This window comes from Streptosporangium carneum, from assembly GCF_027922005.1.
Lineage (GTDB): Bacteria > Actinomycetota > Actinomycetes > Streptosporangiales > Streptosporangiaceae > Streptosporangium > Streptosporangium carneum.
The window spans coordinates 244,680-260,252 of sequence record NZ_BSEV01000006.1; the positions used below are offsets into that span (position 1 = coordinate 244,680).

General features: G+C 72.0%; 12 protein-coding genes. 9 read left to right on the top strand and 3 right to left on the bottom strand.

Features of this window, described 5'->3' with window-relative positions; genetic code table 11:
- The first annotated feature begins 177 nt into the window (after positions 1–177).
- A complete protein-coding gene (locus PKF00_RS16330; protein ID WP_271218374.1) occupies positions 178–1,680 on the top strand; it encodes a peptide MFS transporter in 1,503 nt (500 codons plus the stop codon).
- 38 nt (positions 1,681–1,718) lie between these two features.
- Positions 1,719–2,330, top strand: coding sequence for a trimeric intracellular cation channel family protein (locus PKF00_RS16335; protein WP_271218375.1), 612 nt, complete (start codon positions 1,719–1,721; stop codon positions 2,328–2,330).
- A 24-nt stretch (positions 2,331–2,354) separates the two neighbouring features.
- Here PKF00_RS16335 and yczR read toward each other — a convergent pair whose 3' ends face one another.
- Entirely contained in the window at positions 2,355–3,788 is a 1,434-nt protein-coding gene (yczR, locus tag PKF00_RS16340) for a MocR-like transcription factor YczR (protein ID WP_271218376.1), read from the bottom strand.
- Between the two features lie 75 nt (positions 3,789–3,863).
- On the opposite strand from yczR, the gene yczE reads away from it, so the two are divergent.
- The 4 genes from yczE to PKF00_RS16360 all read left to right on the top strand — a co-directional run bounded on the left by yczE (position 3,864) and on the right by PKF00_RS16360 (position 7,924).
- Positions 3,864–4,469, top strand: a complete 606-nt coding sequence (yczE, locus tag PKF00_RS16345; protein WP_271218377.1) for a membrane protein YczE — start codon at positions 3,864–3,866, stop codon at positions 4,467–4,469.
- Positions 4,469–6,271, top strand: a complete 1,803-nt coding sequence (locus PKF00_RS16350; protein ID WP_271218478.1) for a glycoside hydrolase family 15 protein — start codon at positions 4,469–4,471, stop codon at positions 6,269–6,271. The genes yczE and PKF00_RS16350 overlap by 1 nt, the downstream gene beginning before the upstream one ends.
- A gap of 192 nt (positions 6,272–6,463) precedes the next feature.
- On the top strand, positions 6,464–6,712 hold the full coding sequence (locus tag PKF00_RS16355; RefSeq protein ID WP_271218378.1) for a hypothetical protein: 249 nt from the start codon (positions 6,464–6,466) through the stop codon (positions 6,710–6,712).
- 96 nt (positions 6,713–6,808) lie between these two features.
- Positions 6,809–7,924, top strand: coding sequence for a nucleotide exchange factor GrpE (locus PKF00_RS16360; RefSeq protein ID WP_271218379.1), 1,116 nt, complete (start codon positions 6,809–6,811; stop codon positions 7,922–7,924).
- Positions 7,925–7,929: 5 nt separating this feature from the next.
- Here PKF00_RS16360 and PKF00_RS16365 read toward each other — a convergent pair whose 3' ends face one another.
- Complete coding sequence (locus PKF00_RS16365) at positions 7,930–8,478, bottom strand: RNA polymerase sigma factor (RefSeq protein WP_271218380.1); 549 nt, start codon at positions 8,476–8,478, stop codon at positions 7,930–7,932.
- Positions 8,479–8,557: 79 nt separating this feature from the next.
- Here PKF00_RS16365 and PKF00_RS16370 point away from each other — a divergent pair, with 79 nt between their 5' ends.
- From PKF00_RS16370 to PKF00_RS16380, 3 genes are all read left to right on the top strand, one after another.
- A complete protein-coding gene (locus tag PKF00_RS16370) occupies positions 8,558–8,791 on the top strand; it encodes a hypothetical protein (RefSeq protein ID WP_271218381.1) in 234 nt (77 codons plus the stop codon).
- Positions 8,788–10,614: a dynamin family protein gene (locus PKF00_RS16375; protein WP_271218382.1), complete on the top strand. Its 1,827-nt coding sequence runs from the start codon at positions 8,788–8,790 to the stop codon at positions 10,612–10,614. The genes PKF00_RS16370 and PKF00_RS16375 overlap by 4 nt, the downstream gene beginning before the upstream one ends.
- Before the next feature lie 84 nt (positions 10,615–10,698).
- Positions 10,699–12,624 carry a dynamin family protein gene (locus PKF00_RS16380; protein WP_271218383.1) on the top strand — a complete coding sequence of 642 codons (1,926 nt, stop codon included), beginning with the start codon at positions 10,699–10,701 and terminating at the stop codon, positions 12,622–12,624.
- 235 nt (positions 12,625–12,859) lie between these two features.
- On the opposite strand, the gene PKF00_RS16385 is transcribed toward PKF00_RS16380, so the two are convergent.
- Positions 12,860–15,454 (bottom strand): Hsp70 family protein, encoded by a 2,595-nt coding sequence (locus PKF00_RS16385; RefSeq protein WP_271218384.1) that lies wholly within the window; start codon positions 15,452–15,454, stop codon positions 12,860–12,862.
- Positions 15,455–15,573 lie beyond the last annotated feature (119 nt).

Sequence of the window (15,573 nt, forward strand, 5' to 3'; positions counted from 1 at the left end):
GACGCGCCTTTCGGAAGTGCTCATTTGCACGAGTGGCATGCATCGCATCACACGGGATACGGAGGAACAAGCCCCGCGGCCAGAAGAGGCCGCCACGACGCGCGGCCTCCCTTCGAGCCGTACAGGAATGCACACGTAGAGTTGTGATGCGATCACATCGCGATGCCGGGAGGCGACATGACATCGAGGACACGCGCTCACGAGAAGACCTTCTTCGGGCATCCGCGCGGTCTGGCGACTTTGTTCGGCACCGAGATGTGGGAGCGCTTCAGCTGGTACGGCCTGCGGGCCATCCTGGCCACCTTCATGGCCGCCTCCCCCGCCGTCGGCGGCCTCGGGCTGAGTCAGGGGACCGCCCAGGCGATCGTCGGCGTCTACGGCGCCCTGATCTATCTGGTCGCCCTGCCCGGCGGCTGGGTCGCCGACCGTATCCTCGGCGCCCGCAGGGCGGTGCTGTGGGGCGGCTTCGTCATCATGTGCGGCCACATCAGCATGGCGGTGCCCGCCAGGTCGGGCGTGTTCGTCGCCCTGGGCCTGCTGCTCATCATCGCGGGAACGGGACTGCTGAAGCCGAACATCTCCGCCATGGTCGGCAAGCTCTACCCCGAGGACGCCGACGCGCGCAGGGACGCGGGCTTCTCCATCTTCTACCTCGGCATCAACCTGGGCGCCTTCATCGCCCCCATCGTGGTCGGCCAGCTCGCCGAGGGCAACCGGTGGCACCTGGGCTTCGGGGCCGCGGCGGTCGGCATGGCCCTGGGCCTGGTCCAGTACGTGCTCGGCCGCTCCCACCTCAGGGGCGTCGGCGACGAGCCCGGACACCGGCTGACGCCCGGCGAGCGCAGGCACTTCGGCGTCGTCTCGATCGCCGCCGTCGTCGTGGTCGCCGCCGCCCTGGCGCTCTGGGCGGCCTCGGGCACCCTCACCCTCGACGCCTTCGCGCTGGCGGTGACGGTGGTGATCCTGATCGTCCCGGTGGCCTACTTCGGCTACATCCTGCTGGGCAGCCACAACCTGACCCCGGAGGAGCGCGCCGGGATGCGAGCCTACATCTGGCTGTTCGTCGCGGCCGCCATCTTCTGGATGATCTACGACCTGGCCCCCACCGTGCTGCTGTTCTTCGCCCAGGACCACACGGACCTGTCGCTGTTCGGGATCCAGATCACCGCCGCGACCACGCAGTCGTTCAACCCGCTGTTCATCATGATCTTCGTGCCGGTCTTCGCGGCCCTGTGGGTCAAGCTGGGCAACCGGGTGACCGCCCCGCAGAAGTTCGCCTTCGCGCTGCTCATGGTGGGCCTGAGCTTCGTCATCATGGCGGCGGCCTCCCGGCTGGCCGGGAGCGGGAAGGTCTCGGTGTGGTGGCTGGTGCTGGTCTACCTCGTGCAGGTCTTCGGCGAGCTGGCGCTGAGCCCGGTCGGCCTCTCGGTCACCAGCAAGCTCGCCCCCCAGGCGTTCAAGGGGCAGATGCTCGGGATCTGGTTCATCGCCACCTCGGTCGGCGACGCGGTGGGCGGGCAGACCGGCAGACTGAGGGAGTACATGTCCGACCCCGCGTACTTCCTCGTCCTGGCCGCGATCGCCCTGGTGGCGGGCGTGCTGCTGTTCCTGTTCACCCCCCGGCTGCGCACCCTGATGCGGGAGCACGACCACGTGCCCGCCGGGACATCGCAGACATAAGGGAAAATGCATAGAGCGGGTCATGGGATGATTTACCGGTGAACCAGCTGCTCGACCTTGTCGGAATCTTCGTCTTCGCGCTCTCCGGGGCTCTCGTGGGCGTCCGCAAGCGGCTGGACGTGGTCGGCATGGCCGTGCTGGCGGAGATGACCGCGCTGGGCGGCGGGATCCTGCGCGACCTGATCCTCAACGTACGGCCCGCCGCCTTCTTCAGCGTGGGATACGTGCTCGTCCCCGTGGCCGCCACGGCGATCGTGTTCTTCTGGCACCCCCACGTGGAGCGGGTGATGCCCGCCGTCAACGTGCTCGACGCGGCGGGCCTCGGCCTGTTCTGCGTGGTCGGCACGGAGAAGGCGATGAACTACGGCCTCAGCCCGCTGCACGCGACGCTGCTCGGGGTCACCACGGGGGTGGGCGGCGGCGTGCTGCGCGACGTCCTCGCCGGGCAGATCCCCAACCTGCTGTACGACCGCCAGCTCTACGCGGTGCCGGCCATGCTCGGCTCGGCGATGATGGCCACGCTCTACACCTTCGACCTGCACGGCTGGCCCGCCACGCTGGCCGCGGCCGTGCTCGCCTTCGGGCTGCGCATCGCCGCCATGCGGCTGAGGTGGCGCGCGCCGCTGGCCAGAGGCGTCGCGCCGGAGTAGCCCCGGCGTCCGCGGCCGGGGGTGTCAGAGCGTCGGGGTGAGCGGCAGAGCCGGGCGGGCGCCGTACGCCCCCCTGAGCCTGGCCTCCGCGATGCGGCCGACCGCCTCGGTGACGACCTGCGGGGGCTGGGTGAAGGGCAGTCTGATCCTGCCCTCGAGCGTCCCGTCGACGCCGAACCAGGTGCCGGGTGCGAGCCGTACGCCGTGACAGGCCGCCGCGTCGGCCAGCGCGCTGCCGGAGAGCTCGGGCAGCCGCACCCACAGCGAGCCTCCGCCCGAGGGCACGGTGAAGCTCCAGTCGGGCATGTGCTCGGCCAGCGCGGCCACCAGGGCGGCCCGGGAGGCCCCGAGGGTGCGGCGGCGTTCCGCCCTGGTCTCCTCGATGTCCTCGAACAGCCTGGCCACCACCAGTTGCTCGAACAGGGCACTGGCGATGTCCACCGTGGAGCGGAGCACGGCCAGCCGGCGGACCATGGCGGCGCTGGTGCGGATCCAGCCGATGCGCAGGCCTCCCCACCACAGCTTGGAGGCCGACCCGACGCTGATCACCCGCCCGTCGGTGTCGAACGCCGCCAGCGGCGCGATCCTGGGCATCTCGTCGATGTCCAGTTCGCTCCAGGTCTCGTCCACGATCAGCGTGGTGTCGTACTTCCTGGCGGCGCTGACCAGTCCGGCGCGGGTCGCGTCGTCCATCAGGTGCCCTGTCGGGTTCTGGAAGTCGGGGATGACGTAGGCGAGGCGGGCGGCCGACTGGCGCATCGCGCTGGTGAGGAGGTCGAGGTGCCAGCCGTCGTCGGGGATGCCGACCGGGACGATCCTGGCGCCGCGCAGCCTGGCCGCGTCGATCGCGTGCGGGTAGGTCGGCGACTCGAGCAGCATCGGGTCTCCCGGCGACAGCAACGCCGTCGTCAGCAGGTGGAGCGCGTGCTGGGCGCCCGCGGTGACCAGGATCTGTTCGGGCCTGGTCGCCAGGCCGCGCGCGGTGTAGCGGGCGGCGACCGCCTGCCGCAGCGGCGCCAGGCCGACGGTGTCGTAGCCCATGCCGAGGGCGTAGCGCGGGTAGTGCTCGCTCGCGGCGGCGACCGCCTCGGGGAGCGCCCTGGTCGCCAGGGGGGCGGCGCAGTGCAGCGGCAGCAGTCCGTCGTCCTCCGTGACGATCCAGGGGTTCTCCGTGCCCAGCGAGCCCGCGTCGGGCAGCGCCGTCCAGCTTCCCGCGCCCTGCCTGCTCTCCAGGTATCCCTGCTCGCGGAGCCGGTCGTAGGCGGCGGTCACGGTGGTGCGGCTGACGCCCAGCGCCTCGGCGAGGTGCCTCTCGGCGGGGACCCGCACCCGCACGGGCAGCCTTCCGTCGAGGATCAGCGACCGCACGGTCTCGGCCAGCGCCCTGTAGTACGGCCTGGCGTCGGGGTCGATCGCCAGGAGGCGGGCGAGCTGGACGCCACTCAGATACCGGTCCATGCAGACCACTATAAGGCCACTTATCGTGATTGGCCCTTTTGCTAGAAGACAATGGCCTGAAGGATAAGGGCCATCATGAGCGAAATCTCCCTTCCCACCCTCGGCTCGTTCCCCATCCGCCTCCTGCGTCTGTACGCCGGCCTGGCGCTCTACGGGGTGGGCATAGCCCTGCAGATCGAGTCCCACCTCGGCGGCAGCCCCTGGGACGTGTTCCACCAGGGCCTGTCCATCCACATGGGCCTGTCGATCGGCATGTGGATCATCCTGGTCGGCGCCCTGGTCATGCTGCTGTGGATCCCGCTGAGGCAGCGTCCCGGCATCGGCACCGTCAGCAACGTCCTGTTCCTCGGCGTGTTCGCCGACGCCGCCATGTGGCTGGCCCCCACCCCGGAACCGCTGGTCGCGCGCTGGGCCTACCTGCTGCTCGGCGTCGTCGCCACCGGCGCGGCGACCGGCATGTACATCGGCGCGGGCCTCGGCCCCGGACCGCGCGACGGGCTGATGACCGGCCTCAACCGCCTCGGCCTGTCCATCCGCTCGGCCAGGACGATCATCGAGGCCACCGTGCTGGCCGCAGGCTGGCTGCTCGGCGGCACCGTGGGACTCGGAACCGTGGTCTTCGCCCTGGCGATCGGGCCGCTGAGCCAGTTCTTCATGCCCCTGATGCGTCCCAGAGGCTGATCCGGGCCGCGTGGACGCGTGGAGGAGTTAGCGTCAAGCACATGCGGATCGAGGACTACGCGCTCATAGGCGACATGCAGTCGGCGGCCCTGGTCGGCCGCAACGGCTCCATCGACTGGCTCTGCCTCCCCCAGTTCGACTCCCCCGCGTGCTTCGCGGCGCTGCTCGGCGACAAGCACCACGGGCAGTGGTGGCTCGGCCCCGCCGACGCCCAGCGGCCTGAGGCGACCCGGCGGGGATACAAGGGCGAGTCCCTGGTGCTGGAGAGCGAGTGGGACACCCCGGACGGCACGGTCCGGGTCACGGACTTCATGCCGACCAGGCACGTCAACCCCGATCTGGTCAGAATCGTCGAGGGCGTCTCGGGCACGGTCGAGATGGCCACCGAGATCCGCATCCGCTTCGACTACGGCCGGATCGTGCCCTGGGTGCGCCGCACCGACGGCCTGCTGCAGGCCGTCGGCGGCCCCGACTCGGTCTGGCTGCACTCCCCCGTGCCGCTGCACGGCGGTGACTACGCCCACAAGGCGAGGTTCCGCGTCTCCGAGGGCGACCGTCTGGCCTTCGTCTTCACCTGGCATCCCTCCCACCAGAGCAGGCCCGTCGAGATCGACCCCTTCGAGCAGCTGGCGGAGACCGAGGCGCTGTGGAAGGAGTGGGTGGCGCAGTGCACCTACCAGGGCCCGTGGCGTGAGGCCGTGGTCCGCTCGCTCATCACGCTCAAGGCGCTCACCTACGCCCCGACCGGCGGCATCGTCGCCGCTCCGACCACCTCGCTGCCCGAGGACCTCGGCGGAGTCCGCAACTGGGACTACCGCTACTGCTGGCTGCGCGACGCCACCATGACGCTGGAGGCCCTCATCGGCGGCGGTTACCTGGACGAGGCCCGCGCCTGGCGCGCGTGGCTGCTGCGCGCCATCGCGGGCCGCGCGCAGGACCTGCAGATCATGTACAGCGTGACCGGCGAGCGCAGGCTGACGGAGCTCGAGCTGTCCTGGCTGCCCGGATACGAGGCCTCCCGCCCGGTCAGGATCGGCAACGACGCGGTCACCCAGCTCCAGCTGGACGTCTACGGGGAGGTGATGAACTCCCTGTACCTCTCGCGCGCCTCGGGCATGGAGCCCGACCACCGGGCGTGGACCATCCAGCGTGAGCTCATCGGATACGTGGAGACCCACTGGGACGAGCCCGACGAGGGCCTGTGGGAGGTCAGAGGGCCGCGCAGGCACTTCACCCACTCCAAGGTGATGTGCTGGGTCGCCCTGGACCGGGCCATCAAGCAGGTGGAGCAGTTCGGCAGGACGGGACCGGTCGAGCGCTGGCGGGAGCTGCGCGACCGGATCCACGCCGAGGTCTGCCACAAGGCCTTCGACTCCGCGCGCGGCACCTTCACCCAGTCGTACGGCTCCGCCGAGCTGGACGCCTCGCTGCTGCTGATCCCGATGGTCGGCTTCCTTCCGCCGGAGGACCCCAGGGTGGTCGGCACCGTGGAGGCCGTCCAGCGCGAGCTGACGGTCGACGGCTTCGTGCTGCGTTATCCGGTGGACGAGGACAACGACGTGGACGGGTTGCCGGGACGCGAGGGCGCGTTCCTGGCCTGCAGCTTCTGGATGGCCGAGGCGCTGGCGATGATCGGCCGCAAGGAGGAGGCCGTCGAGCTGTTCGAACGCCTGCTGTCGCTGCGCAACGACCTCGGCCTGCTCGCCGAGGAGTACGACCCCCGCTACGGCCGCATGGTCGGCAACTTCCCGCAGGCCTTCAGCCACGTCCCGCTGATCCACACGGCCCGCGCACTGAGCTGAGACCCCGCCCCTCACCGCCCCTCACCGCCCCTCACCGCCCCGCCCCGCCCCTCACCGGCCGCGTCCGCGGGGCGGGAGATCGGGCAGGTCCGGAAGTCCCGAAAAGTCGTGAAAAAATTTTTCCCCTCAGGTGCAACTAATCCCGGCGCAGGCCACTCTCATCTGTTGAACACCACCTGAAAGGAACGAACCATGAGCGACTTCGCCACCTCCGACCTGGTCGACTACGACGGCGACGGCGGCACCGACGCCCAGCTGATCGACTACGACGGCGACGGCTACGCCGACGAGGAGCGCTACGACACCGACGGCGACGGCGTGACCGACGTCGTCTACCTCGACAACGACGGCGACGGCTACATCGACGAGGCGCGGGTCGACATCGACGGCGACGGGATCTCCGACTACACCCAGACCCAGGGGCCCTTCCCGACCGCCTGAGCGCACGACCCGGCCCAGCCCGTGTGATCCAATGTGATCTCACCAGGGGGGAACCCGGTCTCTGATCACACGGGCCGCCGACGAGGAAGACAACCGATGAAACACCGACGTGTGCTCCTGCCTCTGCTGCCGCTCCTGGTCGGCTTGGCGCTGACCGGCTGCGGTCTGCTGGGGGGAGGGACAGGCGGGGAGGCGGCGCCGGCCGCCACGTCATCGGAACAGGCCAGGACCGGCGTCACGGGCAAGGATCCCGCCCGGCCCCTGCGCGAGAAGGGGCAGGGGATCACCCCCGTCGAGGCGGGGACGCCGGGCGGAGCGAAGAAGACGTCGCCGGTGCCGCCGCCGTCGCTGCCGATCCCGCTGCCACTGGCACTCGCGCTGGCGGCGGGTGTCATCGTGGCGGCCGCCGCGGCCGTCTACCTGTGGGCGCGCAACCGGCAGGCGGGAGGGCGAACGACCGCCTGGCAGGGCGGTCCCGGAACGTCGGGACCCGCGGGCGTTCCCGGAGCCCCGGGCCCTTCCGGCTTCCCCGGGACGCCGGGACCCTCGAACCTCCCGGGAGCACCGGGCCTCTCCGGCCCTCAGGAGCCACCCGGCCCCGCAGGCTCAGCGGGCGCGTCCGTCACGTCACCCGTGCCACCGCCCGGCATCGCGCCGACGCCCATGCCGCCCGCGCCGCCGGACAACGCGCCGACCGCGGCGTACCCCGTTCCGGGGGCGCAGCGGCCCCCGTGGCAGCCACCGGCCGCCGTACCACCGTCCGGACCTCCGGCGCGGGCCGGGGAGGGACAGCCTCCGCCCGCGTCCGACCCGCTGGCGGACGCCCTGGTGGAGGTCGCGGGCAGCGGGATCAGTCAGGCGCTCACCCAACAGGTGGAGCGCCTCTTCGCCGAGGGCCATCCGGGGCGGGAGGCCCTGGTCGAGGCCTGCATCGGCTGTCGGGACCAGATCGCCGAGCGCCACCCCCAGCTGTCCGGGACGCTCCTGGACGGGCTGAACAGGGCCGGGATCCAGGAGATCGTCGCGGACGGGCAGCGCTTCGACCCTCGGCTGCACGAGGCCTTCGGCACCGAGCCGACCGACCGGCCGGAACTGCACGACGTCGTGGCGGAGACCGTCAAGCGAGGGTACGCCGACGGCGGCCGGATGATCCGGGTGCCGAAGGTCGCCGTCTACCGTCACGAGACTCCAGGGAGCGAGACCTCGCCGTGAGGCGCTCAGTCTCCGGTGAGTCCGGTCCGAAGCCGCCGCCTGGCCCGGTGGATCCAGGCCCTCACCGTGTTGACCGGCGCCCCGAGCGAGAGGGCCACCTGCTCGTAGGTGAGCCCGCCGGCCCACAGCAGCAGCGCCTCCCGCTGGGAGACGGGCAGCGTGGCCAGCGCCGCGCGAAGGTCGGCCAGCCGGGCGACCGAGTCCTCGAAGGGCTCGACGACCATGACCTCCTCCGCCAGCTCCGCCAGGAACTCCGCGTGGGGAGGACGGCGCCGGATCACCGCGTGGGCGGCGTTGCGCGCGATGACCAGGACCCAGGCCCTGAAGGGCGCCCTGCCCTGGAAGGCCGCCAGGCCCCGCCACGCGGCGAGCTGCGTCTCCTGCAGCGCGTCGAGCGCGTCGGCGCGGTTCCCGGTCAGGTGATAGCAGACGCCGAAGGCCTGGCGTCGCGCCGCCGACCACAGCTGGGCGAAGGCGGTCTCGTCACCCGCCCGCGCGGCGGCGACGAGAAGGCTCTCGTCTTCCACGGCACTGCTCAGCGACACGCTCGTCATCGGTCACCCATCCTCCCGGGGTGGAAAAATCAGCCAATGACATCACGTCGCACGATCGCCCGGTATGAGGTGGTCTGCCATGATATTGGACCGTGATAATCCAAGCTTCCGGGCAACCGGTGACGAGTCAGACGACCTGACCAACCTGCGTCGACTTCTCTTCGAGGCGGCCGGGGAACCTACCGAGGAGGAGAACCTGTACATGCTGGCGCGGACGTTCTCGTCGGATGACGCCGACCTCTCCCTGCTGCCCGATCCCGCCGTCTTCGCCCTCGCCCGCCGCGGGTGGCGCGTCCGCGGCGGTGACGCGTGACCACGGGACCCGCCGACCTGCTGCGCCGTCTGTGCGACACCACCGCGGCCAAGCTCGCGGGGGCGGAGCTGCGTGAGCGGGTCTCGCAGGTGCGCGCGAGCCTCGACGCGCCACTGCGGGTCGCGGTCGCGGGCGCGGTGAGCAGCGGGAAGTCGACGCTGGTCAACGCGCTGCTCGGGCTGCCCGTCGCCCCGGTGGACGCGGGCGAGTGCACCTTCGTCGTCACCCAGTACGAGTACGGCGAGGACGACGGCCGCATCACGATCGAGCTGACCGACGGCGGCGTGGCCCACTCCCGCCTGCTGCCCGGCCACCGGCTCCCCTCCGAACTGGGCGTGGACGTGGCCCGGATCCGGCGGCTGCGCGTCACGCTGAACCTGCCGTCGCTGCGCACCGTCACGATCGTCGACACCCCCGGCATGAACACGGTGACGGCCGCGAACGAGCGGGCCGCCCGGAGCATGCTGTTCGGCTCAGGGGACGAGGACGACCGCGCCCAGGCGATGATCTACGTGCTGCGTTACGTGCAGAAATTCGACGACACCACCCTCGCCGAGTTCCGCGGCCTCACCGACGCGTGCGGCATGAGCTGCGTCAACACCCTCGCCGTGCTCGGCCAGGTCGACCGGCGCGGCGACGAGGACGACCCGTGGCCGACCGCCCGCAGACTGGCGGCCAAGGGCTACCAGGACCTGCGGACCTCCGTCTTCGACGTGGTCCCGGTGATCGGCCTGCTGGCCGAGACCGCGCGGGCGTGCCCGCCCGGCGCCGACGAGTTCGAGGCCCTGTCCGTGCTGGCCGGACTCGACGAGGACGACCTCGAGGACTACCTCCTCGACCTGAACGACTTCCGCTCGGCCTCCGACCTGCCCGTCCCCGCCGAGATACGGCAGCGCCTGGTCGAGCGACTGCACCGCTACGGCATCGCGACCGCGGTCGAGGCCCTGCGGGCCGGCGAGGTCTCCGACGCCGCCGCGCTCGCCGCCCACCTGCTGGAACGGTCGGGATACTCCTCGGCGGGACGGGCGGCGACCGGCTCCGTGGCCGCGGGCATCGCCCACTTCGCCCGCCGCGCCGACCAGCTGAAGGCGCTGGACGCCCTGACCCGGCTCCGTGGGATCGCCCGCACGCCCGCGCTGGGCTCCGACCGCGCCACGCTGGACGCGCTGGCGGCCCAGCTCGACGAGAACAGGCCGATCGCGACCGCGCTGGGCAGCCTGCGGATCTTCGCCGCGGCGGAGGCCCTCGGCAGGGGAACGCTCGTCCTGAACGAGGAGATGACGGCGGAGCTCCTGCGCATGGCCCGCCACGACGAGCCCGCCGGACAGCTCGGCCTGCCCAGGGAGGCCTCGAAGACGGAGATCGCCGCCGAGGCCACCGCGGCCTCGATGCGCTGGCGCACGCTCGCCATGATGAGCGAGGGCCGCACCGGCGGGCACCGGGCCAGGGACGTGCTGACCGTCCTCGAGGACATCGTGGGCGACGCCCTGGCGGAGGACTCAGGCCCCGCCGTCGGGGGCGGCGACCCGCTTCCCCCGGTCAGCGTGGACCGTGGGGCGGTCGAGGCGTTGCGCGCCTCCCCGATGGTCCCCGCGGCCGACCGGCAGGCTCTGGAGCTCCTGCTCGCGGGCGCCGAGCTCGCGACCCAGCTCGGCGCGCCCCCCTCGTCCCCGCGCGCCGAGGTCGCGGGCTACGCCGCCGCGCTGGCCGCCAGGTTCCGCGTCCTGACCCACAGGCCGCTCCCCATCCGGCAGCGCAGGGCCGCGGAGACCCTCTGCGAGGCCTACGAGGCCATCTGGTCGCACTGCCAGAACGGCTCCTAGAGACCCCCTCGAACAACGCGCCGCCGGAACGGCTCCCGCGCGCGACGTGCCACCAGCAGATCCCCCGACAGGAGAGAACGGCAGATGACGACCCCCGACCCGACGAGCCCGGTGGCCCGGCTGCTGCGCTACGCCAACGAGGTCCACGCGCTGGCGGGCCGGTGCGGCAGGCCCGACCTGGCCGAGGTGCTGGCCGCGAGCGCGGCCAGGTGGAAGGACGAGTGCACCGACATCGTGGTCGCCGGAGCGCAGAAGCGGGGCAAGAGCCGGCTGCTCAACACCCTGGTCGGCCACCCCGACCTGGTCCCCGTCGACGCCGACGTCGCGACCAACTGTTTCCTGTCGCTGCGGCGCGGCCCCCGTCTGACCGCCGTCGTACACCGCAGCACCGACAAGGGCCCCGTCCAGACCCCGATCACCGTCGAGTCGATTCCCGACTACGCCTCGATGCGCGGCGACGCGGGAAAGCGGCGCGACGTCGTCAGCGTGGACATCACCCTCGACAACCCGCTGCTCGACGGCCTGCGGCTGCTCGACACCCCGGGCGTCGACAGTCTGACCGTCGGCCACCGGCAGGTGACCGTGGCCATGCTCCAGCGGGCCGACGCCCTGCTGTTCACCCTCAGCGCGCAGGACCAGCCGGTGCTCAGGCACGAGCTGGAGTTCCTCGCCGAGGCCGCCGAGCGGGTCCAGGCGATCGTGTTCGTGCTGACCAAGGTGGAGGACTCCACCAACTGGCTGAGCCTGCAGGAGGAGAACAAGGCCCGTCTGAGGACCTTCGTCACCGAGGCGATCACCGCGAACCCCGACAGGACCGCGACGCTCGCGCCGCTGCTCGAGGCCCCCTGGATCCCGGTGAGCTCCAAGCTCGCCGAGGCGGCGGCGGCCAAGCGGCGGGAGGGACGCGTCGAGCGCGCGGACACGCTGCGGGCCCGCAGCGGCATGGACGTGCTGGAGCGGCACCTGCGCGGGTTCGCGGAGGGCAGGGAGTCCGCGCGCGGCGCCACCGTGGTCGCCGCCGCGCTGTCGGTGCTCGGCTCGCTGACGACGGGGGCGAAGGACGACGTCGCCGTGGGCTCGGACGACGAGGGCGACCTCACGACCCGGCTCGCCGAGGTCGACGCCGAGCTGGAGGCCCTCACCGAGCTGGCGGGCCGCCGCAGGGCCGGGATGGTGGCCAACACCTTCCTCGGGCGCGAGGTGGGCGGGATCGTGGCGGCGCGGGTCGCCGAGATCCGCCAGCCGTACGAGAACGTGATCGCCACGCTGAAGAAGCAGGAGCAGGTCGACAGATACATGGCGGAGCTGCCGGAGAGCGTGCAGCGATCGCTGGAGGCCGCCTGGTCGCAGATCGTCTACGACGTGGAGACTCTGGCGAGGACCACGCTGAACTCCTTCGCCCGCGACCTCGGGCTCGACCCGGTCGAGTTCGCCGCCGACAGGCGGACGATGCCCAACCTGACGCAGGTCCAGATCAAGGGAGACCAGTCCGCCAACGAGCCGGTCAACGTCGACATGGTGCGGGACGTGCTGCCCTCGGTCTCGATGGGAGTGTCGTTCGGCGGCCTCGCCGCGGCCATGCTGGGGCCGATCGGCTTCCTGCTCATCGCCCCCGCCATCGGCGCGGCCATCTTCATGGGGCGGCGCTCGCTGGAGAAGGTGCAGCGCAGTCAGGCCGCGGTCAGGGGAGCGCTGCGCGACCAGTTCTCGGTGATCGCCAGGGAGATGACCCTCGACCTGGAGCGGATGGTGGCCACCTGGCGGGTCGGCGTCGAACAGGCCGCCGACGACAGCCTGCTGCGGCGGCGCAAGGAGCTGGAGACCAGGCGCGCCGAGCTGAAGTCCGCCTCGGCCCGCTCGGCCGCCGACCGCCAGAAGGCGCGGCAGTCGGGCCAGGACCGCATCACGGCGATCAACACCCTCACCGCGCGCGGCCACGAGCTCCGCAGCGAGCTCGCCGCCGCGGTGGCCGCCCTCGGCGCGGGCCCGGCCACGGCGCCGCAGGCCTGAGGCCGTCTCGCGGCGGCGAGGTCTCCAGGACAGGTCTCTGAAAGGCCCGGGGACGTTCTCGGACGGTCCGGGGACGTCTCCGGCCCCGGCCCTCCGGACGGGGCCGGTTCCCCTTCCCCAGGGCCGTCGCCTTCCCCGGGCCGTCACCGGCGTGACGGCCGCCAGGAGGCCGGTGCCACGGCGGCCGGTGTCGCGACGGGCGGTGTCGCGACGGGCGGTGTCGCGACGGGCGGTGTCACAGCGGCAGGTGCACCAGGACGGCGGGCTGGTCGCGCGTCGCCCCCGTCGTGTCACCGGGACGGTGCAGGCAGAGCAGGCCCGTCGAGACCCGGGCGACCGGCTCGAACATCCCCTGGGTGCGGTGCACCTCCCGCGCTCCCGTGGGAGTGACGTGCAGGAGCCTGCTGCGGCCCGCGTCCAGCATGGTCATCCACATCGAGTCGCCGTCGGCGACCAGGCGCGGGCGCTCCCAGCGGTGGCGGGAGGTGAGGTGACCGGCCAGGGTCGCCGACTGCTTGCCCATCAGGAACTCCAGCGTGTGCGTCCGCTGGTCGAAGATCCCCACGGACCAGCCCCTGGCGGGGCTCACCTGGTCGGTGCCGACCGCGTAGATCTGGCCGCCCGCGGGGACCCAGCGCAGAGCGCCCGTCCTGGGACGCGGCATGACCAGCTTGGTCCTGCCGTCGGCGGTGTCCGCCTCAAGGCCCGCCGAGCTCGAGGTGAACCACCTGCCGTTGTGCAGGACGACCTGGTGGAGCCAGCTGCGCCCCGGCTCCCGCACCGTCGGGCGCACGACGCCGCCCGGGTCGACCAGGCACAGCACCTGCCACGGCCTGAAGTCGTGGTGCCTGTTCTGGAACATCGGCTTGTTGCTGTTGAACTGCCCGAGAACCACCGTGCAACCCGGCGCGCCCACCGAGGGCGACGGCTCGTTGCCGCTCGGCCCCTCCTGGTCGACCAGCCGCCGCAGCCTGTTGTCCTCGTTGAGGAACCACTGGGCGTAGGGCCCCAGGTCGCGCGGCTGGGGCGGCTGGAACATGAACCCCCCGCCCAGGTCGAGCTCGATCATCGCCAGGTGCCCGATCTCCCCCCAGGGCAGGCCGACCGAGGTGTCGACGGGGGTGGCCTGCCGGGGCTGGAAGAAGACCCACGCGGCACGGCCCTGCGCGATCACGGTGGGGTTCCCCCACACCTGGAGCGGGTGGGTGCCGCGGATGGCGAGGTCCGGGGTGAGCGTGCGGACCAGCACCTGGGCGGGCCCGACCTGCTCGACGGCGGCGACGCCATCGCGCGACACGGCCCACTCGACCAGTCTGCCGAAGCCGAGCTCGCGGTCGTACCTGCCCTCGATCCCGTCGAGCCTGCGCAGGAAATGGCCGGTCTCGAAGGCCTGGTGAACGAAGACCCTGCCGGCCTCCGCCCGCGCCTCGAGCACGCCGTCCATCACCTTCTCGACCCCGGCGACGACGGGTCCCGCGGCGGGGGCGCCGCCCGCGCCCCTCTGCCCGGGGCCCTGGCCGTCCCCCTGCGCGCCGAACGTCCGGTGACCTCCGGTGTGGCCGCCGTCGGGGCCGGTGAAGGCCCGGTGGCCCTCGGCCGGCCCCGCCTGCGTCCCGGCGGGGAACTGCTGGGCGCCGGTGGGCCCGCCGGTGAAGGCCTGCTGGGGGACCTGCTGGGAAACACGGTTGCCCGAGACGCTCTGGCCCGTCGTGCCCGTCGCGAGGCCGACGCTCTGCTCCGGGTCGCGGTGCTCGACCTTGAGCTTCCAGGCGAGCTGGGCCGCGCCGTACGCGACGACGATCTTCGGGTCGTCGTAGGTCCGCACCCGGTCTCCGAGCCGGTCGCGCACGGCCTGCTGGACCAGGGGCATCCGGCTGGCGCCCCCGGTCATGAACACCGCGGCCAGCTCGTCCTGCGGGATGCCGGCCCCGCGGATCGTCTCCTCCAGGATGTCGACCGTCTTGACGATCTCGTTGCCGATGAGGTCCTCGAGGTCCCCCCTGGCGATGTGCACGTCCTCGTTGATGCCGACCACGTAGTGGGAGGAGGTCTCGAACTTCGACAGGGCCTCCTTCGCCTCCCTGGCCATCTTGAGCAGGTCGGCGGCATAGCTCACGTAGCGGCGTTCCGGGTTGGTGGTCACCTGCTCCCACCACTCGGCGTCGAGCCGCTCGATCTGCGCCCCGATGAAGGCGAACACCTGCTCGTCGAACACCTCCCCGCCGATCTCGTCGCTGCCGCCGGGCTCCCCGACGACCTTGAAGTCGCTTCCGTCGACGGTGAGCACGGCCGCGTCGAACGTGCCGCCGCCGAGGTCGTAGACGGCGAGGTGCGACCCGCCCGTGGCACGCCCCGCGGAGGCGAAGTAGCGGGCGGAGGCGACGGGCTCGTCGATGAGCACGATCCGCACGCCGCGCACGACCTGCCTGGCCGCCTCGAGCAGCACGGCCTTGCGGTCCGGGCCCCAGGCGACCGGATGGGTCAGCGCGATGCAGTCGGGCGCCGCCCCGTCGAACCGCCGCCTGCCCTCGCTCACGAACAGCTCCAGCAGCGCGGCCATGGCGTCGGCCACGGCGACCGGCACCCCGCCGAGCAGCATCCGGCCCCGGCCCACGTAGCGCTTGGGGTTGCGCTCGACGCGTTCGGGGCTGATCGCGATCCCTCGCTGGGCGATCCGGCCCGCGACCAGCGTCCCGCGCTCGTCGAGCATGACGGCTGAGGGAATGCGCCGCTCTCCCTCGACCTCCAGGATGTCGAAGCGCCCTTCGGCGGCTATGACCCCGGCGGAGAAACTCGTCCCGAGATCGACACCGAGGCACCACTGCGCCATTTGCCACTCCTCGTAGATGCGAACCCGATCATCCCGCACTCACAGGCCGTGTCCCGATCGCGAGGGGCGCACCAGGAACGATCCAGGGTGCGCGGGAGGATCATCGGGGTGAGTACGGG